The sequence below is a fragment of the Enterococcus hermanniensis genome (genome assembly GCF_001885945.1).
Lineage (GTDB): Bacteria > Bacillota > Bacilli > Lactobacillales > Enterococcaceae > Enterococcus_A > Enterococcus_A hermanniensis.
This window is the reverse complement of record NZ_JXKQ01000003.1, coordinates 21,731-46,402: the sequence shown is the minus strand read 5'-3', so window position 1 is coordinate 46,402 and position 24,672 is coordinate 21,731. Positions and strand designations below refer to the sequence as shown.

Sequence of the window (24,672 nt, the reverse complement as noted above, 5' to 3'; positions counted from 1 at the left end):
ATGAACGAAATAAATTTATCAAAAACCGCATATGTAGCAATAGATATTCAAAAAGGCATTATGAACTCTCGGTCAATGTCGCCCTATACAAACGAAGAAATTTTATCTGCGTCAAACAAATTAGCCAACTTCTTCAAGCATACTGACGCCCTTATTGTTCTTGTAAATGTCGATGGAACAACTTTTTCTTATTTACATCCTTCACGAATAAACCGAGCAGAAGAAACGCCTTTTCCTAAACTATATACAGAACTCTCAATGGATATTGCAAAGGACGAAGCAGCTAAAAACGTCATTCAAATCACCAAACATAACCCAGGCGCTTTTTTCGGGACTGATTTAGATCTTCAATTACGTCGAAGAGGAATTGATACAATTATTTTATCCGGAGTATCAACTAGTAATGGGGTATACGCAACCGCCTTAGATGCTTTTCAATATGGTTACAAACTTTATATTGTCGAAGATGCCACTGCTGACAGAGATACTGAAATGCACAATTTGTTTTTTAAAAAACTATATCCTAAACTAGGTTCGGTCATCAAATTATCTGATATATTGGAACTTGAAACCCATGATTAGTAAAGATACTGCTTTACTCGTAATTGATATTCAAGTAGGCGTAAAATTCATCGCTAACCATTTCTACAAGAATTTGACTCAAACAAAATTGAACCAAATCATCAAAAATAATCAGAGACTAGTTGATTCGTTCCAGCAAAAAGGTTTACCATTTTTTATTGTAACGGTCGCCCCTCCTTTTTTCTCTAAGAATTTAAAGAAAAAATTTACAAAGAGTCTCCTTTCATTTTCTAAGGAAGCTTTTCAAATAACCAAAGAAGGCCCAAGCGCTTTTAAGAATACAAATTTAGAAAGTTTATTAAAAATGAACGGTATTCACTCTTTGGTGATCACCGGTATCTCTACCGATAACGGTGTGTTAAAAACCGAAAAAACAGCTAAAAAATTAGGTTTTCAAACAGTTATCCTTTCAGATGCAACAGGTGCAAAAAATAAAAATACTCAGTTAAAAGCACTAAGCAATTTTGAAAATGTACAAAAAACGAATGACTATCTGAATGAATTATTGGATTGTAAAAAGTGTAAATAGACTTTATCTATTTACACTTTTTTTCGGGTATTATTATTCATTTTTTGTATATCACTTTTTTAGCAAAATGCGCTATACAAAATTGCGATTGTACTTCTATAACACTTGGTTCTATACTCAGTGCTGTTAAAGAATTTATATACGGAGGTAGCAATCATGACTACAGAAATAAAAAAAGAAATGTGTTTCAGTCCTTCATTTGACTATATCGATAATGGTATCGAACATGGTGTCTTGAGTCCCTTTGAAACAAAAGAAGTACTACTAAAAAAAGGTACTGTTATTGCTGAAGGTTTTAAACCGCTAACTGGTGATATTAAATTATTAAAAGACGTTCCCGTAAAATTAAGAGATGGCGTCACAATCTATACAGATATTTACTTACCTATAACAGAAGAAAAGGTTCCTGTTCTAGTTGCTTGGAGTCCATATGGTAAAAGTGCTGGAACAGCTCCACGTTATAAAAATTTATTTAATATGCTGGGCATGGGTAATCACTGGAATTCTGGTTTAACTAAATTCGAAGCTCCTGATCCTGATTATTGGTGTGCACATGGTTATGCTGTTTGTAATCCGGACATGCGTGGCATCGCACACAGTGAAGGTGATACAACGATGATCGGTTCACAAGAAGCAGAAGATGGCTATGATTTGATCGAATGGTTAGCAGATCAAGCATGGTCGAATGGTAAAACAGCTTTGACTGGAACGTCTTACTTAGCATTTTCACAATGGTATATCGCAGCTGAACAACCGCCTCATTTAACGTGTATTAACCCAACTGAAGGATTAGCGGATGGTTACCGTGATTTAGCTTATATCGGCGGTATCCCAGATAAAAATTTCATTGAACGGTTACAAGTCAACCACGTAAGTGCGACTGGTGCAAAACGAGAAGATTTAGTGAAAGAAATGGATCGCTATCCTTTAGCAAATGCAGCTATTTGGCAGGATAAAAAAGCCGACCCAAGTAAGATCACTGTCCCTGCATTTGTGATTGCTAGTTATTCAAATACCCTTCACACAATGGGTACTTTCCGTTCATGGCGTACACTTGGCTCAAAAGAAAAATGGCTACGAATCCACGATCGTCAGGAATGGCCCTACTATTATGAAGAAAAAAATATTGAAGAGTTGCGTCGTTTCTTTGACTACTACCTTCTTGGAAAAGAAAATGATTGGTTGGCTACACCAACTGTTCGTTATTCAATTCTTGATTTTCAAGGTGGCAATCAAACGGATATTCCCGCAGAATCTTTCCCACCGGTTACTAGTGAAAATAAACGTTACTTTATGAATGGCCAATCTCGAACGTTACAAGAAAATGCTTCTACCACGGATGTACCCGTTACGTATAGTTCTGCAGTTCTACCCGGTCGTACGTCATTCCAAATGACTTTTGACCAAGCAACAACGTTTGTCGGCTATCCAAAAGCTAAATTATTTATGGAAGTGAACGACTATGATGACATGGATGTTTTTGTCTGGGTTCAAAAATTAGACAAATTTGGAAATGTTTTAAGTGAATTTGTTGTCCCTAACCATGGGGCTGCACTGCAAGATTTTACTCAAGAAGGAGCTTCGGCATTGCGCTATAAAGGTGCTTGGGGCCGTTTACGTGCTTCAATGCGTAAACTAGATGAACAAGTTGCAACAGATGAAATCCCTGCCTACACATTTAATCAGGTAGAGAAAGTTGCTGCTGGTGAAATTGTCGAATTGGATATTGTTTTAAGTCCCATGGGGTTAAACTACCAAGCTGGTGAAACATTACGCGTCGTTATTAGTACAAAAGATGAACTTGGATCTGTTATGCCAGGCACTCCTGGATGTACACCCGATAATCAAGGAACTCATACCCTTCATACCGGTGGTGAGTATGCCTCTTATCTTCAATTACCATTATTGGTAGACTAAGCTTCAAAAACTTGTAAATAAAGGTTGATACTTTTATACTGATACCACTACAATGATTGATTGGAACGGAGTCAGTATGAAATTATCAACCTTAACTTATTTTGTGGAAGTCGCGACAGAAGGCAGCTTTACCAAAGCCGCTCAAAAACTTTATATTTCGCAACCTACCCTAAGCAGACGAATACAGGAGCTAGAACAGGAAATCGGTGGCGAATTATTCATTCGTCGAAGCCATTCCCTAGAACTGACCCCTGTTGGTGAGCAGTTTCTAACGAAGACCAATGATATTTTAGATCGCGTAGAACAATTAACACATTTGTTCGATCACCAAACGGATCCAAACAAGCGGCCTCAATTAATTAAAATCGGCTATTTGCCCAATTTTAATATGAAAAAAATGTATCAATTAGTTGATCAATTTAAAACGGCGCACCCTAATGTAAAATTCTTATTAAAACAAGATACACCCATGGATTTAGTTGATGGCCTTGCTTCAGGGAATTACGATTTCGTGTTCAACTTGGCTACGTATTTCCAACAAACAGACAACTTTGAAAAAATACCCTTTCAGGCTAATCATCTCCAAGTAGCGTTGCCCATTCAACACGCTTTAAGTCATCAGAAGAAGTTACGTTTCTCGGATTTAAATAAAGAAACTTTTATCTTATTAGAACGGCAGCAATCGCCAATTATTGTTGATTATGTAATCAACCAATTTATAAAGTATGGTTTCAACGTCAAAGCAGCCACTTACGTCAAAAATCTGGATGAGGGCTTAGCCAATGTTGCTTTAGGAGAAGGGTTAGCCTTTTTATATTCTGGAATGGATGATGGCACTTTAGAAGAAAAGTATCCGATCAAAATTGTTGATTTAGAAAATGAGAATTCCGATCAAAGCATTGTTGCCGTTTTCAATACTGAAACTGCTAATCCGATGATTCGAGCATTTTTTAAGTACGCAAAAGAAAATTTTTATCAATCCATTTAGCTGTTCCTAAAAAAGACAGACCATTTTAAGGTCTGTCTTTAAATCAAAAAATTTACTTACTCATGTTGTAGTTTTGCTGAAAATTTAATGCGGCACCAATCAAGTTCGCATCATTGTGAAAAGCACAACATTTTATCGAAGGCATGATCTCTTCAATGCCTTCTTTTTGTAGTAGCCTAAAGAGTCTAGTTGTTAATTCCTCTGCTAACTCTTTTCTTTTTGAAATGCCGCCACCGATCACAATCATTTCCGGATCAAAAGTAACTTGGATACTATACAAATTATTCGCAATTACTTGGTACATATCTGATAGAATCATTCGAGCAACTACATCCCCTTGTCCATCCAATTCAAATAAATTTTTTCCGTCTAAATGAAGTGATAAATATAGCCAGTGCATCAAAGGTATTTTAAATCCCGATTATTTAAAAATAACTCTTATAATTGAATCTAACAAAATAATAGCTTCTCATTTCGTCACGGCTGTTAAAATCAAGCAACAAAAAAGTACTAACCAACCAAGTGGCTAATGCGTAAATAGTTATCGTATGGTTAGCAACCACTCAATTAAATCAGCGGCTACTTGTTGATTTTGATTATTGATTTCTGATTTTCCATCACCTTTTTGCTTCCCGTAAGCACCAAAGCCGGCATGGTTTCCACCAGCAATTTTTTTATATTCCGTAGCTTTAGGTAAATATACTTTTGCCTCTTGATAAGATGTTTGATCCAAGACTTGATCGTTAGACCCTGTAAGCGAAAGTACAGGCAGATCTGATGTCTTTAAGCTCCCCTTTTTATCAGGATAACTAGCTAAAAAGAAAACACCTTTTAATTTTTCACTATGTTCACTGGCAAAGCGACTAGCCATTACTCCTCCCAGTGAGTGCCCGCCAATGATATATGAACGGTTTGAATTCTCGTCTAGAACTTTTTGTCCACTATTTGGTGACAACACAGCTAAATCTAATGGCATCTTCATTACATAGACTGGATACCCTGCTTGGGCAACTTCTTCTGCCCAGACACTATAACTTGCTGGGTCTACTAAAGCGCCTGGATAGAAGATGATGATCGGGTTATCTTTATTCTTTGTCGAAAAATACAGCCAATCATTGGTTACGCTCGCTTGCTCTGCTGATTTTTGTGCATGGTCACTTGCTGAATACATCTGAGTATGTAAATAAAAAATTCCCCCTAAAAGAATTCCTATGATCCCTACTAAAATTCCTAAAAGAATTTTTTTCCATTTTTTCATTTGATAGGTCCTTTCCTTATCTTTCTCAATTGAATAAATTTTATAAAGTTTAGCATTTTTTTAGCTTCTTTATCTATCATACATGATAATAATTCTTTTTATAATTTAATTACTTGAAATAAAAAAGAGAGTGTGACAAAAATCTTGTCATACTCCCTCTTCTTTCCTGAAGTTAATCACTTCAGTTTCAATCACTTTTTGATATTATTCTGTTATTTTTTTATTTTCTCGCATAAATACTGCTGCCCCGATTGCGCCAATTAAAACGACAGCACCCGCTACGTAACAGATTTGGATCATCCCTTTATTGAAAGCTTGCATTACAATTTTTTGTAATTCTGCTGCAAAGGGTGCTTTACTTATCGCTTCAGAAAAAGCAATCTCATGTCCAGAAAATGGACCCGCATCAATTAATGCATGGGTTAATTTATCTGGTAAGTTGATACTTGCAGCATGATCGTTGATTACCTCGGCATAACGATTTGCTTCAACTAAACCTAAAATCACTACCCCAAAACTTGTCCCAAATTGACGAAAGACATTTAATAATCCTGAAGCCATCCCCATTTCTTGAGGCGCCACACCTTCTATTCCAGCAGAGTTCAATACAGGGTTTACGATTCCGTTAGCAATCCCGATCATCACAAGTGTTGGCCATAATTGAGCATACCCCATTGTCGGAGATAATTGACCAATCAAGTATAAGAAACCAGCACCACTAATCAAAAGCCCTGCCACGATCATCCATTTTCTTGAGAATTTATTACCTAAAATACCAACAATCGGACCTAAAATAAGTGACCAAACTGAAAGCGCAAGTTGACGAATCCCAGTATCAAAAGCTGACCAACCAATATAGTTTTGCATTAGAACAGTTAGATAGGTGTTAAAAGCATAGATACCCGCACCTAAAGCGAAGGCCACGATGACAGAGCCTACAAAGTTGATATTCTTAAACATTTTTAGATTCATCATTGGGTTTTTAACTTTTGATTCCACAAAGATAAAGGCAATCAAAAGAACAACTGCTAACAACAACCAGCCACCAACTTTAGGATTTGTCCAGGCCCAATCAAGGTTGGTTTCTTTTTGAATAAGACCATAAACAGCACTAAATAATGTAGCCGCAGACAAAATCATCCCCATAAAATCAATTTTTTGATCTCTACCGTAGCTAGGCGTTTCATTAACAAAACGAATCGTCATCAAAACAGCGATAATACCGACTGGTAAGTTAATAAAGAAAATGGATTCCCAACCAAAGGCATCCACTAATAGTCCACCGACTAACGGACCAGAAGCAGAGGATAACCCGATAACGGAACCTAAAATACCGAGTGCGAGACCTCGTTGCTTGCCGTCAAAGTTTGATGCTACTAATGCCATGGATAGCGACATCATACCAGCACCACCGATTGCTTGGACCCCACGACCAATATTTAAAACAAGCAATGAAGGGGCGAACCCATTTACTACAGAGGCAATAACAAACAAAATCAAACTAGCTAAGAAGATTTTTTTTCGTCCGTACATATCACCCATTTTTGAAACGATTAATAGCGTAACCGCAAATACTAACGTATACGCATTTAATACCCATTGTAATTGAGTAAAAGGTTCATTGAAGGCCTTTTGCATCGTTGGTAATGCAACGTTGACAACTGTAACGTCTAAAAGTCCCATAAAGACACCTAAAGACATAGCAACTAATGCAAACCATTTATTTGAAGATTTTTCCATAATTTTTTAACACTCCTACTATAATGAAATACATCGTTTGTAAAAAAGACTATTTTCGGTTTTCGATTTGTTTTTTGATCCAAGCAAGTTTCGTATTGGCTAACTGAATATCTAAATCATATGAATTAATAATTACTCGAAATCGTTCCGCATTTTCAGGGAATCGTTCACTTTTTCCAATCATCTCCACTTGTGATTCTTGATAGAAAGCTAAATCTTTTTCGATAAACGCTTGAAATTCTTCTAGAATTTTTATCTGTTCTGAAACTTCTACGCTATCTAAAGAACGTAATTTAAAATGGATCATATCATTGCGCTTTGCATCGGATGGAATTTTTTCTTTCATTAATTGAGTAAATCGATCAATTCCCTTTTCCGTGATATGCCATAGTTTTGTTTTTCGTCCCTCTTCATGAACTGTTGAAGTAATCATTCCGTCCAATTCTAATTTTTCTAGCGATGGATACAATACCCCACTCGATACTTTACGCATCGGCTGCAACGCAGAGCCTACGATTTTTTGAAGTTTATAGCCTGTTTTATCTCCAGTGATCAACGAACCTAACAATAATAAATCGTACATTATATCCTCCTTTCACAAAATCAAAATATGTCTTTTAGATATATCGACTTGCTTATTATAGATCTTTTAGATACATTGTCAAGAAAAAGATTTTCATTCCATTTCCATCTTTTATTTACAAGTATTTTAAAAAAATAACTCTACTGCTTGTTAGACTTTTAATAGTGATCCTTTCCTTACTAACTTGTTTCCCAAATTATTTTAAATGCTGTTCTTTTAAATAAGCACAAAAAACACCAAGAGGTTTATGGCCTACTGGTGTTTTCTAATAAACTACTTAAATCAAAACCTGTATTGATTTTCGAGTAAATCGAACAGACGACAAATAACTGTCTATTCGCAAATGTAACTTTTTGAAATCTTCTTGAAGATGCTGGGATGTGGTGGTGTCCGTGAATGACACCCAGGATTGGATAGTCCTGGAACACTTTTTCAAGATCAGCATTATCACAATCATATTGGTTACTATATGCACTGCTTTGAGGTGATAGCATGCTTAGTTCATTGAATAATGGGGCATGAGATAGAATTACGATGGGTGTTTCATAATCATCTTTTAACAGTTTTTTTAAGGTTCTCAAAATAAATTCCTGTTGGGCCTTTTTTCGTTCTATTAAAACAACCGGAATCGTCAATCCCACATAGCGAATACCTTCATGCGTGTAAACTTCATTATTGAGCACGTGCATTTTAGGGAATCGGTGTTGTATTGCGGTTTGGATGGAAGAATAAAACGTATGATTTCCTAATGGTAAAGAATACCATTGCTCATCTGAATCACGCATTAATTCTTGGAACCATTGGTCGTTAAAATAGGGGCGCCACTTATCCCAAACTTCCATCTTTTGATCTTGCTCTTGCGGCAAGCTATCAACCAATTCATGACCACCAATCACGTAAAGTCCTTTAATCTCAGAATCACTTATACGCGATTCTGAGATATCACCAATAAATAAATTGAAATGACGATTCACTATTGGTAGTTCACCATTTTTTGCGTGGATATCAGAAATTACATTGATCAGATTTCTATTTTCATTCGAGTGTACATTTTTAAAATGATCCGCGATATTGTCTGGTCGAACACTGTGTGCCACATAATTTTCACGCAATCGAGACAATTCAGCTCCATATTCAGAACGCAACAATGGTCGTGTATTACTCAACATTTCTTGATTCGAATCAGCTAAAGCTGCCTGAATACTTTGCTTCAAGGGCTGTGGTAATAGCGATAATCCCGGGGTAATGTCTGTCGAATAATTCAATCCAATTAATGTTTCTTCAGTATTTTCTATTAATTGAACTTGTTGTCCATCAATCATCAGCGGTAATGCCTGAGTCAATTGAACGACAAATGCTAAGTATTCAGAAATATACCCCGCTATTCCAGTTTTAACGTTTTCGCTGAATAAAAATTTCCCAGCTAGATTAGCAGATAGTGGCCCTGTTTCATCATGTTGCATCAATCGACCGAGTATCTGAATCTCTAACAAGGGATTTTTAAAAATAGCTTGATAGGCTTGTTTGACCTCAATAGAATCTTCAGTCACTTTCTGATGTGTGGTTTGAAAAAGACTTAGCATTAAGTATTTCTCCAGATTTTCTTTGTGTGATTCAATATAGCTTCGCGCTTCTGCTGGATGTAATAAATATTGAATAGCTGCACGCTGAATATAGTTTCGGGCAGTATCATAAGGAATCGCAGAGTAGACTAAATCGCCTTTAGATGAAATAGCCATCGATTGATCACGAGTATTAAAAGTCAATTGAAAATATTCATTTCGAAAAATCGTTTTATTGATCGGTCGACGCTTATTTTCAGGATACAATTCGATTCGTTGATTAATCAGCTGTGGTAATGGATTCTCTTTGATATGCGCTGGAGCTACACTTATTTTCAACTCATTTTTCTTTGATTTCATTTATTCCTCTTTGATTATGGGAATCATTAGCATCCCATTTCATTTTATTGTCATCTCTATTATATCAATAAATCAAAAATTTTAAAAAAACATATAAAAATACCCGAAAATTTCGTCTATACGAGTTTCGGGTATCGATCATTTTTAATTTACACGAACACCAAAATCTGGTGTATAGTATTGTGTTGAACCATAGGTTACCGTTTGTCCTGGTTGTGGGGCATGAATATATTGATCGCCACCAGCTGAGATCGCCACATGATACGTATCGCCTTGATCACCCCAGAATAATAAATCACCAGCTTGTGCATCGCTAACAGCGATTTGTGTACCAGCTGATTCTTGAGCTACCGTCCACGAACCAATATTTTCTCCGGTTACTTGTTTGTAAACATATTGTGTCAGACCAGAGCAATCAAAGCCACTTGGGTCTTTCCCACCCCACACATATTGTGTGCCAATATATTTTTCAGCTTCGGCTACAATTTGTTGACCTTGAGAATTTTGCTGTGTCTGATCAACCACTTGATTTTGGTTTGCAGTTTGATCGGTTGTTGTCTGATCGGCCACTTGGTTTTGGTTTGCGGTTTGATCAGTTGTTGTCTGATCTGCCGCTTGGTTTTGGTTAGCTGTTTGATCAGTTGTTGTCTGATCGGCCACTTGGTTTTCGTTAGCTGTTTGATCAGTTGTTGTCTGATCTGCCGCTTGGTTTTGGTTTGCGGTTTGATCAGTTGTTGTCTGATCGACTACTTGATTTTGGTTAGCTGTTTGATCGGTTGTTGCTTCTTGTTCAGGTGCGTCTACTTGTTCAGTCGGTGTTGAAACAACAGGTGTTACTACTGAAGTGTCGACTGACGGATTACTATCTAATTGGGTTACTGAATCCTCTACCACATCAGTCGTTGCTGGTAATGTTGTAGAAATCAATGTATCAGCATTCGTATCGACAGTATTCGTCGTAACTGCTGTTGCGGGCGCTGTTACCATTTGGTCAGTCGTCACTTGATTGGTTTTGCCCTCTCCAACGACCACTGTTTGACCGGCATAAATATTATTGTCAGTGATGCTGTTCCAATCGGTAAACTCTTTCACTCCAATTCCAAATTGATCCGTGATAGAATTAACTGTATCACCTGACTTAACAGTGTACTCTTGCGTTGCTGTCGTTTTTGTTTCTGCTGCTTGTGCAACCGGTGCGTTAACAGGTTCAGTCGCATCATACGTAGTTAAATTATTCTCTTGAATTGTCGCGACTAATTTTTGAACATAACTTTGATCTTTATTGAAACGACCTTCTAAAGCTTGTGCAGCACTTTGGTAATCTTGTGCATTGCTTCGCCATGTACCACTAAAATAATTTTCTTTTCCATCTTGAGAAGTCGTTTTTAAAATTTCAATATAATCTTGGACAGCTTCTTTGAAAGAACCATATTTCTTCAATTCTTTCTTTTGGGTAAGACCAGATTCTGAATCAGCCTTATCAAGAACAGCGGATTGGCCTTGATATTGTCCTTCTAATCCAAAAAGATTATTATAAGGAGCTTGAGCAAATTCATTTTGTCCCCAGTTGCTTTCAATGATAGCTTGAGCAATGATCACTGATGCATATAGGTCATGTTTATCTGCTAAAGGTTGAATCTCTTTTGAAATTTTTTCTATAAATGCTTTTTTATCTGCATTTGACGTAGTCGCAGTTGTTTGATCTTCAACCGCTTTTACCTGATGAGTCTTTAATAAAGGTGCTACAACGGAAACCGTCACTAATGCTGTACCTAAAACAGCGGAACCTTTTTTTAGGTAGCGATAGTTACTGGACTTCTGTCGTTTTTGTTGGCGCAATTCGCGTCGTGTTAAAACTTTACTAGCCATTAAACATCTCTCCGTTCTCTCAATAATTCTTAAATTTTTTTTAATCCAATTAATTATAACATACACTAAATAGAACAGCTCAATTTATAGTCCGTATTTTTTTTATTTTTCGTATTATTTTTTTGTCTGTGCGACTAAAATGAGCTGAGTTGTGTTTGTTTGTACTTTAATTAGAAGCAAAAGTATACAAAAGTCTTTTTAAAGCACTTTAAAAGTCTTAACATTCCATGTTGGAGGTTCCTCATGCTTAAAGAAAAAGTTCGTTTATTGCCTCAATTGCCCGGCGTTTATAAAATGAAGAATACGCACGGTGAGATTATTTACATTGGAAAAGCTAAAAATCTAAAGCAGCGGGTTAGTTCCTATTTTATAAAAAATTCACAGCACTCAAAAAAATTATTGATATGATACGTTGGATCGAAGATTTTGATATCGAAGTAGTCGATACAGAATTTGATGCATTGCTATTAGAATGTCAATTAATTCACCAATTCCGACCTAAATATAATCACATGATGAATTATTACGAAAACTACGGTTATTTCCAATTTATCCAATCCTCACCCTATTTAAATGTTTTAAGTGACTGGTCTGAAAAAGGATTAGTTTTAGGCCCTTTTTATAAAGAAAGCAAAATCAAAGAAATCAGAGATATCATCAATAGTGTCTACCGCTTAGATGGGCCTTTAAAATATGCCGCTGGTATCGTAGCAAGTTATCAGACCGTATCTCCAGAGGCTGAATTTGATTTACGAATAAAAGAAATCAAATCTACCTTGATAGGTGATTCTACTGCCTTGCTGACTCGGATTGAAGAACGTGTCCAAGCAGCAACACAAAGAGAAGATTATGAGGCCTCAGCGCAATGGTGGCAAAAATATTTAACTGTCCAACGTTTTTTGCGACGAAATAAGCAAGTGTTACAAATCATACAAAACCAACGATTTGTCGGTATCCTTCCTGACCAGGGTAAATTTTATTGCTATCTATATGTTAAAGGAGAAATTTAAACCGAACCGTTTATCAGCGTCGTCCTTCGATGCAACAAGCCAAAAAAAGATTAGAAAAAGCCATTTCACTACAGGTTTGGCAACGACTAGATTCAAAAGAGCGTTTAGAAAAAGCCGATGTCGATTTGTTCCCGATTGTTTTTAATTATTTGAATCGACATGGTGAAATCCTCGGCTTTTCACCTCCTGAATAATCCCTCTAGTTTGTATTCGATTTCATTAATTGATACAATATTGTAATAGCATCATACGATGGAGGATACTTATGCAAATTGAAAAAATCACAAAGCCAGATCAACTAATCGTTTCAACATCAACCCATATAGCTCACGAATTTTTACCAAATTTTATCGGTACTTCTTTTGTAGAATTATCGGAATACGCTAAAAAAAACGGAGCTGAATTAGTCGGAACACCCTTTATTTCATACTTAAATCTGGCTGAATCTGGGTTGCCAAAAGATGAGTTATTAGAAATTGAAATTGGATTTCCAATCAATAAAGAAATCTCCTCAACTGAAAAATTTCAAAGCTATCACCTTCCTAGCTACCAAGCTGTACGGACGCTATACATTGGTGATTATGATGATCTGACGGACTCGTATAAAGAATTGATTGAAGCAATCAAGCAAGAAAATGGCATTTTTACGTATCGTAGCTATGAATATTATTTAACGGACGCTTCGGTTCCCCTAGCGGATCAAGAAACAATGATCGAGTTAGCGTTTCGTAAAAAACGGAAAGATTTATTTAGTGACTAGTTTTCTTAATTTAAAAAAGCATCTTCCATTAAGGAAGGTGCTTTTTTAAATTAGAACGTTTCACCCCATGTGTGAAAGGTTACCTTAGAACCCTCAGACGCCATAATTGTGAGACTCGAATTATCAACGATACCGCCTTGCCGAATTTCAGCTAAAGACATTCCCTTCAGTGTATTCAATAATGCCATCAGTAAGATCCCATGACTTACCACTAGAATATTTCCCTCTGGGTATTGTTTGGTAATCTCTTTGATTACTTGCGTACTACGTCTAATTACTTCTGCGTAAGATTCACTATGAAATTTTTTTGAATCAAATAAATCTGGGCGCGTTCGATAATCCCGGATATCTTCAGGATATTGCTTGGTGATTTCGCTGATTTTTTCACCATCCCAGTCGCCCAACCGCATTTCTCGCAAATCTTCAACAATCGTTAATTTGGGTCCTCGGTCATGTTCTTTCAAGATAATTTTCGCCGTCGTTTGGGCTCGCAGCTGAGGCGATGATAAAGCAAGGTCAAAAGAAACATCCTTCAAATATTGTGCGATTTTCTTTGTTGCCTCGATACCCTCGGGTACCAACGGAGAATCTACAGTCCCGCCGTTAAAGCGCCCCTCTGCATTAATCTCTGTTTTTCCATGTCTGATAAAATAAAAAAGTGTCACACTCTCACCTCTTTCAATCATTAGTATACACTATCGACTTATGATTCCTCAGTATGAACTTGTCTTTTCATGATGACTTTTAAATCAGTGACTTTGTAATCGGATTCATTTATAATGAAATTAAGAAAAAAAGAATAGTATCTGCTCTTATCTGTTTGATACCCTATTATTTTTATAAAAATAAGTTATTATCGGAGGCCTCTTAATGGAAAAAGAAAAGCGATCACAAACAAGTACCGATTTAGCGTTAGCTACCTCGGGTATTTTTAGTCTAATTCTTTTCAGTATATTGATGATTGCTCGTGTGATTGAGCACAATGAGATTATGGACCTTTTTAGTTTGATTACAGGTGCCGCGGCTGCTTTTTGTTACGGAAAATTTATTTGGAGCAAGCAAAAACTTTGGCTAATCTCCGCGATTGCTCTACTCATCTTATGTATTTTCTTTTTTATTAAGTATTTATTCTAACAACTGTCAAAGAGTATTTTGACAGTTTTTTAATTTTTATTTATTTGTTATCATAGATTAATATCACTTATTTAGGAGGTTCATATGTCTGATTTCGAAGTGCTTGTTGATTATTTGACTACCACATCCATAGATCCAAATTTCCATTCAGATACATTGATCCTCGCAGGCAACAGCCTGATTTCTTTGATTATTTCAACCGCTAAATTCTGCAAGAACCAGGAAGCGATCCAACAAATCGTTTTTGTAGGTGGAATTGGCCACGGCACTGCGCCATTGCTGGCAAATGCTAAAAAACAAATTCCTGAATTAGTGCGTCCAAGGTGGCAAACATTATCAGAAGCCGAGATCATGCAAGAAATTTTTTCTTATTATTGCTCTCGTGATGTGAACCAATTATTGGAACCGCACTCTAAAAATACCGGTGAAAATGCTCGTTTCTCCCGTGATTTATTTAAAAAGAAGCGTCCCAAAAAATTTTGGTTAGTACAAGACCCATTAGTCCAAAAACGGACTCATTTGACCTTTAGTAAAGAGTGGGAATTACCGCTAGAAGCGATCCAATCCTTGATTTTTGAAAAACCTGAGTTAATTGCTTATGATGGTCAGCCTCATTTTAAAAATACCGAAATGGATGATTGGTGGCAAACGGACTATTTCTTATCTTTGACCTTAGGTGAAATTCGCCGACTGCAAGATAACGAACAGGGATACGGACCAAAAGGTACAGCATATATTCCACATGTAGATCTACCTGATGACGTATTATTGAGTTATCAACATTGTCAAAAATATCTAACTGGTAATAGTCGGATATAAAAAAGAAGCTCTGTACAAAGAGCTTCTAGCTTTATTCAATCACTGTCCCTAAAAAGCTCGTTACGCTATCAAAGACACTACTAAAAAAATTCGTCAAACTTTGCCAGATTCCACCGAAATCCGGGTTAGCTACAAAATTTTGTAGTTGTGAAAGCATTTGATCTTTATAGATATAAATAATAAATAGTAGAAATAAAACACCCGCAATTCGCCACAAGATAGAACCTACTTTTACTACAAAGAAAATTAATAATGCTATAAATGCAATCGCTAATAATTGCTCCATTTGATCCACTCCTTTATGCATACGGTTTAAACTAATTTTACTTTTATAACTTCTTAGTTATTATGCAACAAAGTCACTTATTTTTCATGGGTCGCAAGTCGGATATCTACTTAAACAACCTAATTTGATTTCTAAGAATTTGGTAAGCGCTATAATAGCTATTCTATTCAGCTTTCTAATCTAAAAGAAAAGAAAACGCTTCTTATTTCTTTGGATTTTTACAGAATTTTTCTCATAAACTTTAAGCGTATTTACGCTGTAATAAAAACTATTCTCGTTACTATGATTATAATAAAGTATAAAAGGAGTCGTGTTTGTGTCGACAATTACAGAACAAGCCCTAGAAGAATTAAGCCCTTTCGAATTAAGTCTTTTTTTGGAACAAAAAATTCATGAAAATAAAAATGTTACTAATCTTTTGAATGCCGGTCGAGGAAATCCGAACTGGACAGCCCCTACCCCCCGAGAAGCATTTTTCTTATTGGGACAATTTGCTACGCAAGAAACATTATATGGAACAGGTGAACTTACTGCTGGAATGATTCAATCCGATGCAACACGTGGACAACGTTTCGTCGATTTTTTAGCAAATCATCCAAGTAAAGGCGCTGATTTTTTAAAAAAAATCTGGTTCTCCGATAATAATTTCTTGGGAATGCCTAAAGAACTTTGGTTAACAGATATCTTAGATCATATTATCGGTGACAATTATCCGAATCCTGTACGTTGTCTAACTGCCTGTGAAGCACCGATTAAATCTTATCTAAATCAAGAGCTTTTTTCAAATAGTACTATTCCTTTCGACGTTTTTGCTGTTGAAGGTGGAACTGCTGGTATTTGTTATATCTTTGATACACTGTTAAACAATTTCTTATTGAATCGTGGCGACAAAATTGCTTTAATGTTGCCTACTTTCGCTCCTTACCTTGAAATTCCTGAACTACCAAAATATGCTTTTGAAATCGTCAAAGTTCAAGCCAAACAAACAATGGTTGATGGAAAGATGACCTATCAATATCCAGATGAGGAAATCAATAAATTACGTGATTCAGATATCAAAGCTGTTTTTGTAGTAAACCCTAGCAATCCGACAGCGAATGCGCTGGCACAACCAACAATTGAATTGCTAAAAGATATCGTTTCAACCGATAATCCTGAATTGATGATTTTAACAGATGATGTGTATGGAACTTTTGTTCCAGTCTTTACCTCGCTTTTTTCAGAATTACCATACAATACTGCTTGTATTTATTCGTATTCAAAATATTTTGGTGCCACAGGCTGGCGTGTTGGCACGATTGCTGTTGCTAAACACAATTTATTTGACGAATTGATTGCTAATTTACCTAAAGAAAATATCGAGCAATTAAATGAACGCTATGCTTCTTTAACTGCTGATCCAACCACAATTACTTTTATTGATCGAATCGTAGCTGACAGTCGTGATGTTGCATTAAATCACGCTTCTGGTTTATCTGCCCCTCAACAAGTGATGATGGTGATGTTTAGCCTATACAGTCTCTTAGATGAAGGTCAAGCCTATAAAGCAGAGGTCATGGATATTTGTCGACAACGCGAAAAATTATTATTCCACACATTAGGGCTACAAGAACCACTAGAAGATCTAGATACCGCCTATTATTGTGAAATCAACTATGAGGATTGGAGCCGTAAACGTTACGGAAATGCTTTTGCCGACTACCTAAAAAATAAATGGACTGTAACAAAAGTCTTAACGTCGTTAGCTGAGAAAGAACAATTGATGTTACTAAAAGCAAATGCTTTCGGTAGTAGCGAATGGGCCGTTCGTGTATCATTGGCAAACTTAGCAACAAATCAATATCCTGAAGTAGGAAAACGAATTATCCGTCTAACAGATAGCATCCGTGATCAATGGATGAAAACAAAATAAAAAAATCTCCCTTCTTAATAGAAGGGAGATTTTTTTATTTATTGATACGACGATAATTTTCGTCAAAATATTTTCCTGTCCGAATATCTTCTGGCATTCCTTCGTAAGGGGCTTCGCTGATAGCATCCTCATTGTCTACCCCAGCTTCACCCATATAAGTAATTTTAGCAAATTCTGGAACAACTAATTTTGGATAAGTTTCATATTTTTCTCTAGCCGCTAACATTTCATCAATATGTTCATTTTGGAAAGTAACGGTAATTTCAGGATGTTCTTCCACCCATTTAGGGAAGAAAATTGTTCCATGTAATTTTTGTTCATTAGGTAGGAAATCCAAAGCGACATCTGTACCAGTAGGTTCGGTCCAAGTAATTTTATAGACACCTTCAGTTAACATATCCATTTGAACTTCTTGATCTTTAACCCAACGACCTGCAACCATTCCGCCATGGATACGGTAATCAACTGTATGATCATTTTTTGCGTACCATTCATATTCCCAACCATTATCATATGTATAAATAAAATGTGTTCCGACAAAATCTGCTAAAGTTTTAAATTTTTTCATGATGATTCCTCCAATAAATTAAATTAATATATACATGTAATTAATTACATGTTTTTGATTACGTGATTATGTTAGAATATTTTTTAATGAATGTCAAGGGACGTGTTTAAAATCGCTCAAAAAAATATTTTGCAATATATTATTTTAGGAATGATCCAAAATGAAACAAATACAGGCTACGAGATAAAAAATGCTTTCACAACAGAAATTGGTGAATTTTGGCAAGCAAAACATAGCCAAATCTATCCTGAACTTTCTAAATTAACTCAAAAAAACATGATTGCTTTCCAAACCGAAGTTGTTGGTACTAAATTAGAAAAAAAAGTTTATTCTCTAACTAAAGACGGAAAACAAGTCTTGAATGAATGGTTAAAAGAACCCTTAGTTGACCTCCCTGTAAACAAAGATGAATTTGTGTTAAAGCTTTATTTTATTAAAAGCATGGATGATGAACGTTTACCCGAGATGATTCAACAGCAGATGGAATTACACTCAAAAAAATTAGAGCACTTAAAACAAAGGAAACAAATAGTGTTTTCAGAAGAAGAAATCCAAGAAAATTATGGGCATTATTTGATTTTGATGCATGCCATCCATCGCGAAGAAGAATATTTAAAATGGTTAGAATGCTTGAAAAATGACTAACCCCTTTTTATTGTTCAAATTGGCGGATTTAAAATAAAGCCAATTGGCAGTTTAAAAATCATACATTAACAGCTATGCTTATTAAAAATGAAAGCCTTGAGGTGAATAAAATGAAAAAAGTTGTGACGATTGCCGGATCTGACGCTACTGGTGGGGGCGGTTTAGAGGCGGATTTAAAAACGTTTCAAGAATATGGAACATTCGGACTTGCAGCAATTACTTCCATTGTAAATTTAAATCCCGCGACAGGAAGTCATCATTTAAGAGTATTACCAATTGATTGGTTGCAAGAACAATTAGCTTCTGTCTTTGCTGGTTCCATCGATGCCATCAAAACAGGGCTATTACCCACCCAAGAAATAATCGAACTCATTAGTAGTCACCTCCCCGTTGCTACGCCATTGATCGTCGATCCCGTTATTGGCGGAAAAGGCACTCAAGACTTTATTGGTAATCAGCAAGTTCAAGCATTGCAAAAAAAAATACTACCAAAAGCATTAGTAACAACGCCAAACTTACGTGAAGCGGGTATTCTATCAGAACTTGGTGAGTTGTCTTCTGAACAACAAATGAAAAAAGCGGCCCAAAAAATAGCTTTATTAGGACCAAAACACGTTGTCATTAAAGGTGGTGCTCGATTAAATCCAACAGAAACACTTGACCTTCATTATGATGGTTCAACGTTTCAAACCTATCGGCATCAAGTTATCAATACTCCTTATAATCATGGAGCTGGCTGTACTTTTGCCGCAGCAATTACGGCGGGGATCGCTAAAGGAGCAACAACCGATCAAGCCATTCAGCGAGCAATCGATTTCGTTCAAGCTGCTATCAAGCTAGGAGAACAAATCAATCCATATGTGGGTCATGTTTGGCATGGTGCCTACACGCATGGAGAAAATAGAATGGAGTTTTCAAATGACCAATGACAATAAAATCCAAAATCTTGTATTGATCGCCCTTTTTGCGGCATTGACATTTATTGGTACCATGATCAAGATCCCCTTACCAACCGGTGCTTTTATCCACTTTGGAAATGCCGTCGTCTTACTAGGCGTTTTGCTGATTGGTTATTGGCAAGGCGCATTAGCTGGAGGAATCGGCTTTTTCATTTTTGATATTTTAAATGGTTATGCCACCGAAGCTCCCTACTTTTTAGTTGAAAGTTTCGTCGTTGGTGCAGCTGCCTTTTTAGCATTTATTCTGTTCAAAAGAAAACCTACTAAGATTTATCAAATCGTGCTGATCGGTATTTGTGCAGGTATCGCAAAATTTATTATGTCGGTTATTAAAGCAACTGCGATGGGACTCATTGCTGGAGCACAATTAAAACCTGCTTTCTTTGCTGCAATGGCAACAATGCCTGCAACTGTAATCAACATTTTTTCAACTATTTTAATTGTAAGTTTAGTCTTCTTCCCTCTAAGACATGCAATGGGAAGAATTTTTCATAATCAACCACTTTAATGTTATACTAAAGATCCTTGGCAGGGGCAAAAAAAACAAGCAGCTAAGTCACGATGATTTAGCTGCTTGTTTTTTGCTTATTAAAATTTAATCTATATATTTTTATTTTATTATTATTTTTTAATATGATATAATTTTTTATGTACCTGATTATTATTTGTGAAAGGAGCAAGCTTATGACATTTTTTGATAAGAAAATGGATTATCGTGTAACATTTGATTTAGATGAAAATATTTTCATCGTTTATTCAACAGATACAAAACATCAAGGTAGTGGGATTACGATTGAACAAGCAATTGATGATTTAAAAAAATCTGCTTAAGGAGTGTTCCCTTAATGAAGGATACCTATAATTAAAAGCCTCTGCTAAAAATAAAGCAGAGGCTTTTTTATTTTGACCACCTTACATAACTGTTCGTTTTCTTTAGCTTCAAGCCATGTTTTAAAATTTTGATCTCAGTTAAACTAAGAAAAACAACTTTAGGAGGTCAAATTTATGATGAAAAAACTATTAGTTCCTTTTTTTGCACTAAGCTATTTATTAGCTAAAGCGACTCTCGCCCTAACCATCTATCCGATTGACTGGTTCCATCAACTTTTTAGCTAAGGAGGACTTTATGTTCGATTTATTCCATCAAATTTTACATATACTCTCAAACTCTTTTTTAGGATTATTTAATTTTATCCTTGGTTTAATTACTTATCTATTTTCTGCTCAACTTTGATTTTACTTGACTAACCTTCTTTTTTATTAGATGATGAGGTTTTAAGTAAGAAAGTAGGAGAAACATGAGTATCTTAGATTTAAACGGCATCACCCAGCAATTCGGTGATAAGATTTTATATGAAGAGTTAGAATTGCATTTAAACAAGGGTGAACACCTTGGACTCGTTGGACAAAATGGTGCTGGAAAAAGTACCTTAATTAAAATCATTACGGGAGAACAATTACCCGATGAAGGCACCATTGCTTGGCAAAAAAATATCCACGTTGGTTATTTGGATCAATATGTGGAAGTTGATCCCACCCTTTCAATTAAAAATTTTTTAAAAACAGCCTATGCTGCTGACTTTGCTAAAGAAGCAAAAATCGGTGATCTATATATGGAATACAGTGAATCGATGGATGATAAATTATTGGAACGTGCGGGTCGATTACAGACAGAATTAGACCAAGGAGATTTTTATCAAATCGATACATTGATTGCTGAGATGAGTAGCGGTCTTGGCTTAGATGTTTTGGGTATGGATACACCATTGGAAGATTTAAGTGGTGGCCAACGTTCTAAATTGATTTTAGCAAAATTATTACTTGAAAAGCCCGATGTGTTAATCCTTGATGAACCAACAAACCACCTGGATGATGAGCACGTCGCTTGGTTGAGTCAATTTTTACAAGAATTCGCTGGAACATTCATCGTGATTTCTCATGATCGTGATTTTCTAAATCAAATCACTACGCACATTGCAGACATCGAATTTGGAAAATTAACCAAATATACGGGTAATCTAACTAAAGCCTTAAAACAAAAAGAACAATTCCAAGAAACATATATGAAACAATATGCGGCTCAAAAACGGCAAATCGAGAAAACAGAAGCGTACATCCGGAAATACAAAGCGGGCTCTCGTTCAACGATGGCGAAAAGTCGTCAAAAACAATTGGATAAGGTCGAACGTCTAACACCACCTTCTTCAAATGCAGTAGCTCAATTTGATTTTCCCTATACACCAATCGTTACAACCTTAGCCTTAGAAACAACCGATTTAGAAATTGGTTACCAAAAGCCCTTGCTTTCTCCCATCAACATCACATTAAGATATGGCGAAAAAGTAGCAATTCGTGGGTTTAATGGTATTGGAAAGTCAACTTTATTGAAGACTCTTATCGGTATGATTCCAAAATTGGCAGGTGAATTTCATTTTCCAGCCAATACTACGATTAATTATTTTGAACAAGATTTGCAATGGGAAAATCCCTTTCAAACGCCCTTACAATATTTAAGTGATCATTTCCCTAAAGAACCAGTCAAAGAATTACGGAAACATTTAGCAAAAGCAGGTTTACCAAATCAATTGGCTCAAGAACCTTTAAGCACTCTTAGCGGGGGTGAACAAACGAAGGTAAAACTTTGTCAAATGACTATGCAAAAGGGAAATTTATTGATTTTGGATGAACCTACAAACCATATCGATCAAAGTACAAAAAATAGCTTGCGTGAAAGCTTAGCAAACTTCGCTGGTACCGTCATCGTCGTATCCCATGAAGAAAGTTTCTATCAAGATTGGACCGACCGAGTGATCGAAATCAGTCAATAAAAAGGACTTCCCAAGTTTGGGAAGTCCTTTTTATTGATCATTTATCCACTGAAGTTGGTTTTTTTCAATTTTACTCAAACCAAAGACTTCATAATTAGCTAAGATTCGTTCCATCAAATCTGGGATCTGAGCATCCTGTCTAACTAAAACATCAATTCCAGCAGGTGTTACTAATGATTTTTCAAATCGAATCACCAAGATATCCCCTTTGATCGTCACTACTTGCCAGCGGCTACTTAAAATTTTTAAAGGTCCGAGTCCCCGCCAAACAAATTGATTATCGGAAATACGATCGATTCCTTTGATTTTCTTTGTCTTATTTTTCGATTCATATTCGACAAGATCTAGTAATTCAACAGAATTTTTAGCAAGTTGCTTATAAGTAATCCGTGGTTTTGTTCGTTTTTCAGATAACCACATCGGAAATGTCGTGCCTTTGATTTCCCAAGTTCCGTTTAATTGTTTATACCAAGTTCTCATCGACTCACCTCATCCTTTTCTATCAGTGTAATGCAAAGAATTTATTCCTAAAAGAATTTTGCATTTTAAAAATTTTAGGCGCGCCGAATCTTTTTCTTTCTTTTTCCTATTATTGGGTGTATGATGACATCGTAGAAAAGAAATAGAAAGGTGGGAATCACTTGAGTACAAAAAAAGGTCCCATTCTCGAACATACAAATGGACTTTCATTAGAAGAAGTCAACGGAACCATCAAAGTACCAAAAGGTAAAAGTTTTTGGCGAACACTTTTAGCTTATTCAGGACCAGGAGCATTAGTCGCTGTAGGATATATGGATCCCGGAAACTGGTCCACTTCTATCACTGGAGGCCAAAATTTTCAATATCTATTGATGTCGGTAATCCTACTTTCTAGTTTAGTTGCAATGCTTTTACAGTATATGGCGGCAAAATTAGGTATCGTCACTCAGATGGATTTAGCACAAGCAATCAGAGCACGCACAAGCAAAGCATTGGGCATCGTACTTTGGATTTTAACAGAATTGGCCATCATGGCGACCGATATTGCAGAGGTGATTGGGGCAGCCATTGCACTTTATTTACTCTTTAATATTCCATTAGTCATTGCCGTTTTTATTACTGTGTTAGATGTTTTCTTATTATTGCTGTTGACAAAAATTGGTTTTCGAAAAATTGAAGCAATTGTCGTTTGTTTGATTTTTGTTATTCTCTTTGTTTTCATCTATCAAGTAGCTTTATCTAATCCTAATTGGAGTGAAGTGATCAAAGGCTTCGTTCCAACGAGCGAAACATTTGCTAATTCCCCTGCAATTGGCGGTCAAACGCCATTGACTGGTGCATTAGGGATTATCGGTGCGACCGTTATGCCGCATAATTTATATCTTCATTCAGCAGTTTCTCAAACAAGAGAAGTGGATCATTCCGATGAAGAGGATGTCGCAAATGCTGTTCGTTTTACTACTTGGGATTCGAATATTCAATTATCTTTAGCCTTCTTAGTCAATGCTTTATTATTGATCATGGGAGTAGCTGTTTTTAAAACCGGCACTGTAAAAGATCCTTCATTCTTTGGTTTATACGAAGCTTTATCAAACCCCGCGACAATGAGTAATGGAATTTTGATGAATGTTGCGAAAACGGGAGCTTTATCTACCCTCTTCGCAGTCGCTCTTTTAGCATCTGGTCAAAACTCTACGATTACTGGTACGTTAACGGGACAAGTAATTATGGAAGGCTTCATTCATATGCGGATGCCTATCTGGCTTCGCCGACTAGTCACTCGATTGATCTCAGTAGTTCCAGTACTTATTTGTGTCTTGCTTACTCGTGGAAGTACGGTTATCGAAGAACATGAAGCCTTGAACAATTTAATGAACAATTCGCAAGTTTTCTTAGCTTTTGCTCTTCCCTTCTCTATGCTACCTCTTCTAATGATGACCAATAGCAAAGTAGAAATGGGTGAACGTTTTAGAAATAATCGGATCGTTCAATTACTTGGATGGATTTCAGTCATTGGTCTAACTTATTTGAATTTGATTGGCTTACCTAGCCAAATTGAAGGATTTTTCGGGGATCATCCTACTGCTTTAGAAATTAATACTGCTGATACGATTGCTTATATATTAATTGTAGCCGTTCTCGCTCTATTAGCCTGGACGATCATGGATCTTTATCGCGGAAATAAACGTGTAGCACTTGAAACCAAAAAATTAGATGAAGATCTATCTGAATAATAAAAGGCAGAAATCGATTTGATTTCTGCCTTTTCAATTTTATAAGATAAATAAGCCCTAATCTCTTCTAGCTTACAAAAATTAACAGGAGTTTTTCCTTAATCAGAGCATTTATCAGTTAAAAATGCTAAAATCAATTTACAGAGCTTA

At 36.1% G+C, this 24,672-nt stretch carries 24 protein-coding genes and 2 pseudogenes; 16 read left to right on the top strand and 10 right to left on the bottom strand.

The genetic code is table 11. The features are described from left to right. The 4 genes from RV04_RS04175 (at position 1) to RV04_RS04160 (ending at position 4,016) form a co-directional block, all read left to right on the top strand. Positions 1-582 (top strand): isochorismatase family protein, encoded by a 582-nt coding sequence (locus tag RV04_RS04175; protein WP_071857223.1) that lies wholly within the window; start codon positions 1-3, stop codon positions 580-582. Beyond that, entirely contained in the window at positions 575-1,111 is a 537-nt protein-coding gene (locus tag RV04_RS04170) for a cysteine hydrolase family protein (protein ID WP_071857222.1), read from the top strand. Before RV04_RS04175 ends, RV04_RS04170 begins: the two co-directional genes overlap by 8 nt. Before the next feature lie 156 nt (positions 1,112-1,267). After that, positions 1,268-3,028, top strand: a complete 1,761-nt coding sequence (locus tag RV04_RS04165; RefSeq protein ID WP_071857221.1) for a CocE/NonD family hydrolase — start codon at positions 1,268-1,270, stop codon at positions 3,026-3,028. A gap of 76 nt (positions 3,029-3,104) precedes the next feature. After that, positions 3,105-4,016: a LysR family transcriptional regulator gene (locus tag RV04_RS04160; protein WP_071857220.1), complete on the top strand. Its 912-nt coding sequence runs from the start codon at positions 3,105-3,107 to the stop codon at positions 4,014-4,016. Positions 4,017-4,068: 52 nt separating this feature from the next. On the opposite strand, the pseudogene RV04_RS04155 reads toward RV04_RS04160, so the two are convergent. The 6 genes and pseudogenes from RV04_RS04155 to RV04_RS04130 all read right to left on the bottom strand — a co-directional run. Beyond that, positions 4,069-4,389: pseudogene (locus tag RV04_RS04155) on the bottom strand (ROK family protein); the annotation flags it as partial. Positions 4,390-4,557: 168 nt separating this feature from the next. Continuing rightward, positions 4,558-5,274 (bottom strand): alpha/beta family hydrolase, encoded by a 717-nt coding sequence (locus tag RV04_RS04150; protein ID WP_071857218.1) that lies wholly within the window; start codon positions 5,272-5,274, stop codon positions 4,558-4,560. A gap of 204 nt (positions 5,275-5,478) precedes the next feature. Continuing rightward, positions 5,479-7,014 (bottom strand): MFS transporter, encoded by a 1,536-nt coding sequence (locus RV04_RS04145; protein ID WP_071857217.1) that lies wholly within the window; start codon positions 7,012-7,014, stop codon positions 5,479-5,481. Positions 7,015-7,063: 49 nt separating this feature from the next. Next, positions 7,064-7,597 carry a PadR family transcriptional regulator gene (locus RV04_RS04140; RefSeq protein WP_071857216.1) on the bottom strand — a complete coding sequence of 178 codons (534 nt, stop codon included), beginning with the start codon at positions 7,595-7,597 and terminating at the stop codon, positions 7,064-7,066. 245 nt (positions 7,598-7,842) lie between these two features. Next, the gene (locus RV04_RS04135; RefSeq protein ID WP_071857215.1) at positions 7,843-9,519 is read right to left on the bottom strand and encodes a metallophosphoesterase family protein; all 1,677 of its coding nucleotides are present in this window, start codon (positions 9,517-9,519) and stop codon (positions 7,843-7,845) included. Positions 9,520-9,663: 144 nt separating this feature from the next. Further along, entirely contained in the window at positions 9,664-11,388 is a 1,725-nt protein-coding gene (locus tag RV04_RS04130) for a C40 family peptidase (RefSeq protein ID WP_071857214.1), read from the bottom strand. 243 nt (positions 11,389-11,631) lie between these two features. Between RV04_RS04130 and RV04_RS13665 the strand changes: the two are divergent. The 3 genes and pseudogenes from RV04_RS13665 to RV04_RS04120 all read left to right on the top strand — a co-directional run. Then, a pseudogene (locus tag RV04_RS13665) lies at positions 11,632-11,930 on the top strand (GIY-YIG nuclease family protein); the annotation flags it as partial. 497 nt (positions 11,931-12,427) lie between these two features. Further along, on the top strand, positions 12,428-12,592 hold the full coding sequence (locus tag RV04_RS13460) for a hypothetical protein (protein ID WP_245791037.1): 165 nt from the start codon (positions 12,428-12,430) through the stop codon (positions 12,590-12,592). 71 nt (positions 12,593-12,663) lie between these two features. Beyond that, positions 12,664-13,158, top strand: coding sequence for a GyrI-like domain-containing protein (locus RV04_RS04120; protein ID WP_071857213.1), 495 nt, complete (start codon positions 12,664-12,666; stop codon positions 13,156-13,158). 50 nt (positions 13,159-13,208) lie between these two features. Here the strand turns inward: RV04_RS04120 and RV04_RS04115 are convergent, their stop codons facing one another. Then, a complete protein-coding gene (locus RV04_RS04115; protein ID WP_211271173.1) occupies positions 13,209-13,823 on the bottom strand; it encodes a histidine phosphatase family protein in 615 nt (204 codons plus the stop codon). Between the two features lie 205 nt (positions 13,824-14,028). On the opposite strand from RV04_RS04115, the gene RV04_RS04110 reads away from it, so the two are divergent. Together RV04_RS04110 and RV04_RS04105 are read left to right on the top strand one after the other, a co-directional pair. Then, on the top strand, positions 14,029-14,292 hold the full coding sequence (locus RV04_RS04110) for a DUF6442 family protein (RefSeq protein WP_071857211.1): 264 nt from the start codon (positions 14,029-14,031) through the stop codon (positions 14,290-14,292). An 84-nt stretch (positions 14,293-14,376) separates the two neighbouring features. Then, complete coding sequence (locus RV04_RS04105) at positions 14,377-15,111, top strand: YdcF family protein (RefSeq protein ID WP_071857210.1); 735 nt, start codon at positions 14,377-14,379, stop codon at positions 15,109-15,111. Between the two features lie 31 nt (positions 15,112-15,142). Here the strand turns inward: RV04_RS04105 and RV04_RS04100 are convergent, their stop codons facing one another. Beyond that, a complete protein-coding gene (locus RV04_RS04100; protein ID WP_071857209.1) occupies positions 15,143-15,397 on the bottom strand; it encodes a hypothetical protein in 255 nt (84 codons plus the stop codon). A gap of 316 nt (positions 15,398-15,713) precedes the next feature. Here RV04_RS04100 and aspD point away from each other — a divergent pair, with 316 nt between their 5' ends. Beyond that, the gene (gene aspD, locus RV04_RS04095) at positions 15,714-17,309 is read left to right on the top strand and encodes an aspartate 4-decarboxylase (RefSeq protein ID WP_071857208.1); all 1,596 of its coding nucleotides are present in this window, start codon (positions 15,714-15,716) and stop codon (positions 17,307-17,309) included. Between the two features lie 34 nt (positions 17,310-17,343). On the opposite strand, the gene RV04_RS04090 is transcribed toward aspD, so the two are convergent. Next, on the bottom strand, positions 17,344-17,877 hold the full coding sequence (locus RV04_RS04090) for a phenolic acid decarboxylase (RefSeq protein WP_211271172.1): 534 nt from the start codon (positions 17,875-17,877) through the stop codon (positions 17,344-17,346). A gap of 111 nt (positions 17,878-17,988) precedes the next feature. Here RV04_RS04090 and RV04_RS04085 point away from each other — a divergent pair, with 111 nt between their 5' ends. The 5 genes from RV04_RS04085 (at position 17,989) to RV04_RS04070 (ending at position 22,309) form a co-directional block, all read left to right on the top strand. Next, positions 17,989-18,522 (top strand): PadR family transcriptional regulator, encoded by a 534-nt coding sequence (locus RV04_RS04085; protein WP_071857439.1) that lies wholly within the window; start codon positions 17,989-17,991, stop codon positions 18,520-18,522. 110 nt (positions 18,523-18,632) lie between these two features. Next, positions 18,633-19,451, top strand: a complete 819-nt coding sequence (gene thiD, locus RV04_RS04080) for a bifunctional hydroxymethylpyrimidine kinase/phosphomethylpyrimidine kinase (protein WP_071857206.1) — start codon at positions 18,633-18,635, stop codon at positions 19,449-19,451. Next, positions 19,441-19,989, top strand: a complete 549-nt coding sequence (locus tag RV04_RS04075) for an ECF transporter S component (RefSeq protein WP_071857205.1) — start codon at positions 19,441-19,443, stop codon at positions 19,987-19,989. The genes thiD and RV04_RS04075 overlap by 11 nt, the downstream gene beginning before the upstream one ends. A gap of 176 nt (positions 19,990-20,165) precedes the next feature. Then, the gene (locus RV04_RS13180) at positions 20,166-20,312 is read left to right on the top strand and encodes a hypothetical protein (protein WP_169818182.1); all 147 of its coding nucleotides are present in this window, start codon (positions 20,166-20,168) and stop codon (positions 20,310-20,312) included. Between the two features lie 467 nt (positions 20,313-20,779). Next, positions 20,780-22,309: an ABC-F family ATP-binding cassette domain-containing protein gene (locus RV04_RS04070; RefSeq protein ID WP_071857204.1), complete on the top strand. Its 1,530-nt coding sequence runs from the start codon at positions 20,780-20,782 to the stop codon at positions 22,307-22,309. A gap of 30 nt (positions 22,310-22,339) precedes the next feature. On the opposite strand, the gene RV04_RS04065 is transcribed toward RV04_RS04070, so the two are convergent. After that, on the bottom strand, positions 22,340-22,789 hold the full coding sequence (locus tag RV04_RS04065; protein WP_071857203.1) for a hypothetical protein: 450 nt from the start codon (positions 22,787-22,789) through the stop codon (positions 22,340-22,342). 161 nt (positions 22,790-22,950) lie between these two features. Here RV04_RS04065 and RV04_RS04060 point away from each other — a divergent pair, with 161 nt between their 5' ends. After that, positions 22,951-24,522, top strand: coding sequence for an Nramp family divalent metal transporter (locus RV04_RS04060; RefSeq protein ID WP_071857202.1), 1,572 nt, complete (start codon positions 22,951-22,953; stop codon positions 24,520-24,522). The last annotated feature ends 150 nt before the right edge of the window (positions 24,523-24,672 follow it).

Coding starts and splice junctions, on each gene's coding strand:
- RV04_RS04100 (WP_071857209.1), bottom strand. CDS start 15,397: ATGGAGCAATTATTAGCGATTGCATTTATAGCATTATTAATTTTCTTT.
- RV04_RS04140 (WP_071857216.1), bottom strand. CDS start 7,597: ATGTACGATTTATTATTGTTAGGTTCGTTGATCACTGGAGATAAAACA.
- thiD (WP_071857206.1), top strand. CDS start 18,633: ATGAAAAAAGTTGTGACGATTGCCGGATCTGACGCTACTGGTGGGGGC.
- RV04_RS04070 (WP_071857204.1), top strand. CDS start 20,780: ATGAGTATCTTAGATTTAAACGGCATCACCCAGCAATTCGGTGATAAG.
- RV04_RS04165 (WP_071857221.1), top strand. CDS start 1,268: ATGACTACAGAAATAAAAAAAGAAATGTGTTTCAGTCCTTCATTTGAC.
- RV04_RS04120 (WP_071857213.1), top strand. CDS start 12,664: ATGCAAATTGAAAAAATCACAAAGCCAGATCAACTAATCGTTTCAACA.
- RV04_RS04150 (WP_071857218.1), bottom strand. CDS start 5,274: ATGAAAAAATGGAAAAAAATTCTTTTAGGAATTTTAGTAGGGATCATA.
- RV04_RS04130 (WP_071857214.1), bottom strand. CDS start 11,388: ATGGCTAGTAAAGTTTTAACACGACGCGAATTGCGCCAACAAAAACGA.
- RV04_RS13460 (WP_245791037.1), top strand. CDS start 12,428: ATGCAACAAGCCAAAAAAAGATTAGAAAAAGCCATTTCACTACAGGTT.
- RV04_RS04075 (WP_071857205.1), top strand. CDS start 19,441: ATGACCAATGACAATAAAATCCAAAATCTTGTATTGATCGCCCTTTTT.
- RV04_RS04170 (WP_071857222.1), top strand. CDS start 575: ATGATTAGTAAAGATACTGCTTTACTCGTAATTGATATTCAAGTAGGC.
- RV04_RS04145 (WP_071857217.1), bottom strand. CDS start 7,014: ATGGAAAAATCTTCAAATAAATGGTTTGCATTAGTTGCTATGTCTTTA.
- RV04_RS04160 (WP_071857220.1), top strand. CDS start 3,105: ATGAAATTATCAACCTTAACTTATTTTGTGGAAGTCGCGACAGAAGGC.
- RV04_RS04105 (WP_071857210.1), top strand. CDS start 14,377: ATGTCTGATTTCGAAGTGCTTGTTGATTATTTGACTACCACATCCATA.
- RV04_RS04090 (WP_211271172.1), bottom strand. CDS start 17,877: ATGAAAAAATTTAAAACTTTAGCAGATTTTGTCGGAACACATTTTATT.
- RV04_RS04110 (WP_071857211.1), top strand. CDS start 14,029: ATGGAAAAAGAAAAGCGATCACAAACAAGTACCGATTTAGCGTTAGCT.
- RV04_RS04175 (WP_071857223.1), top strand. CDS start 1: ATGAACGAAATAAATTTATCAAAAACCGCATATGTAGCAATAGATATT.
- RV04_RS04135 (WP_071857215.1), bottom strand. CDS start 9,519: ATGAAATCAAAGAAAAATGAGTTGAAAATAAGTGTAGCTCCAGCGCAT.
- RV04_RS04065 (WP_071857203.1), bottom strand. CDS start 22,789: ATGAGAACTTGGTATAAACAATTAAACGGAACTTGGGAAATCAAAGGC.
- RV04_RS13180 (WP_169818182.1), top strand. CDS start 20,166: ATGACATTTTTTGATAAGAAAATGGATTATCGTGTAACATTTGATTTA.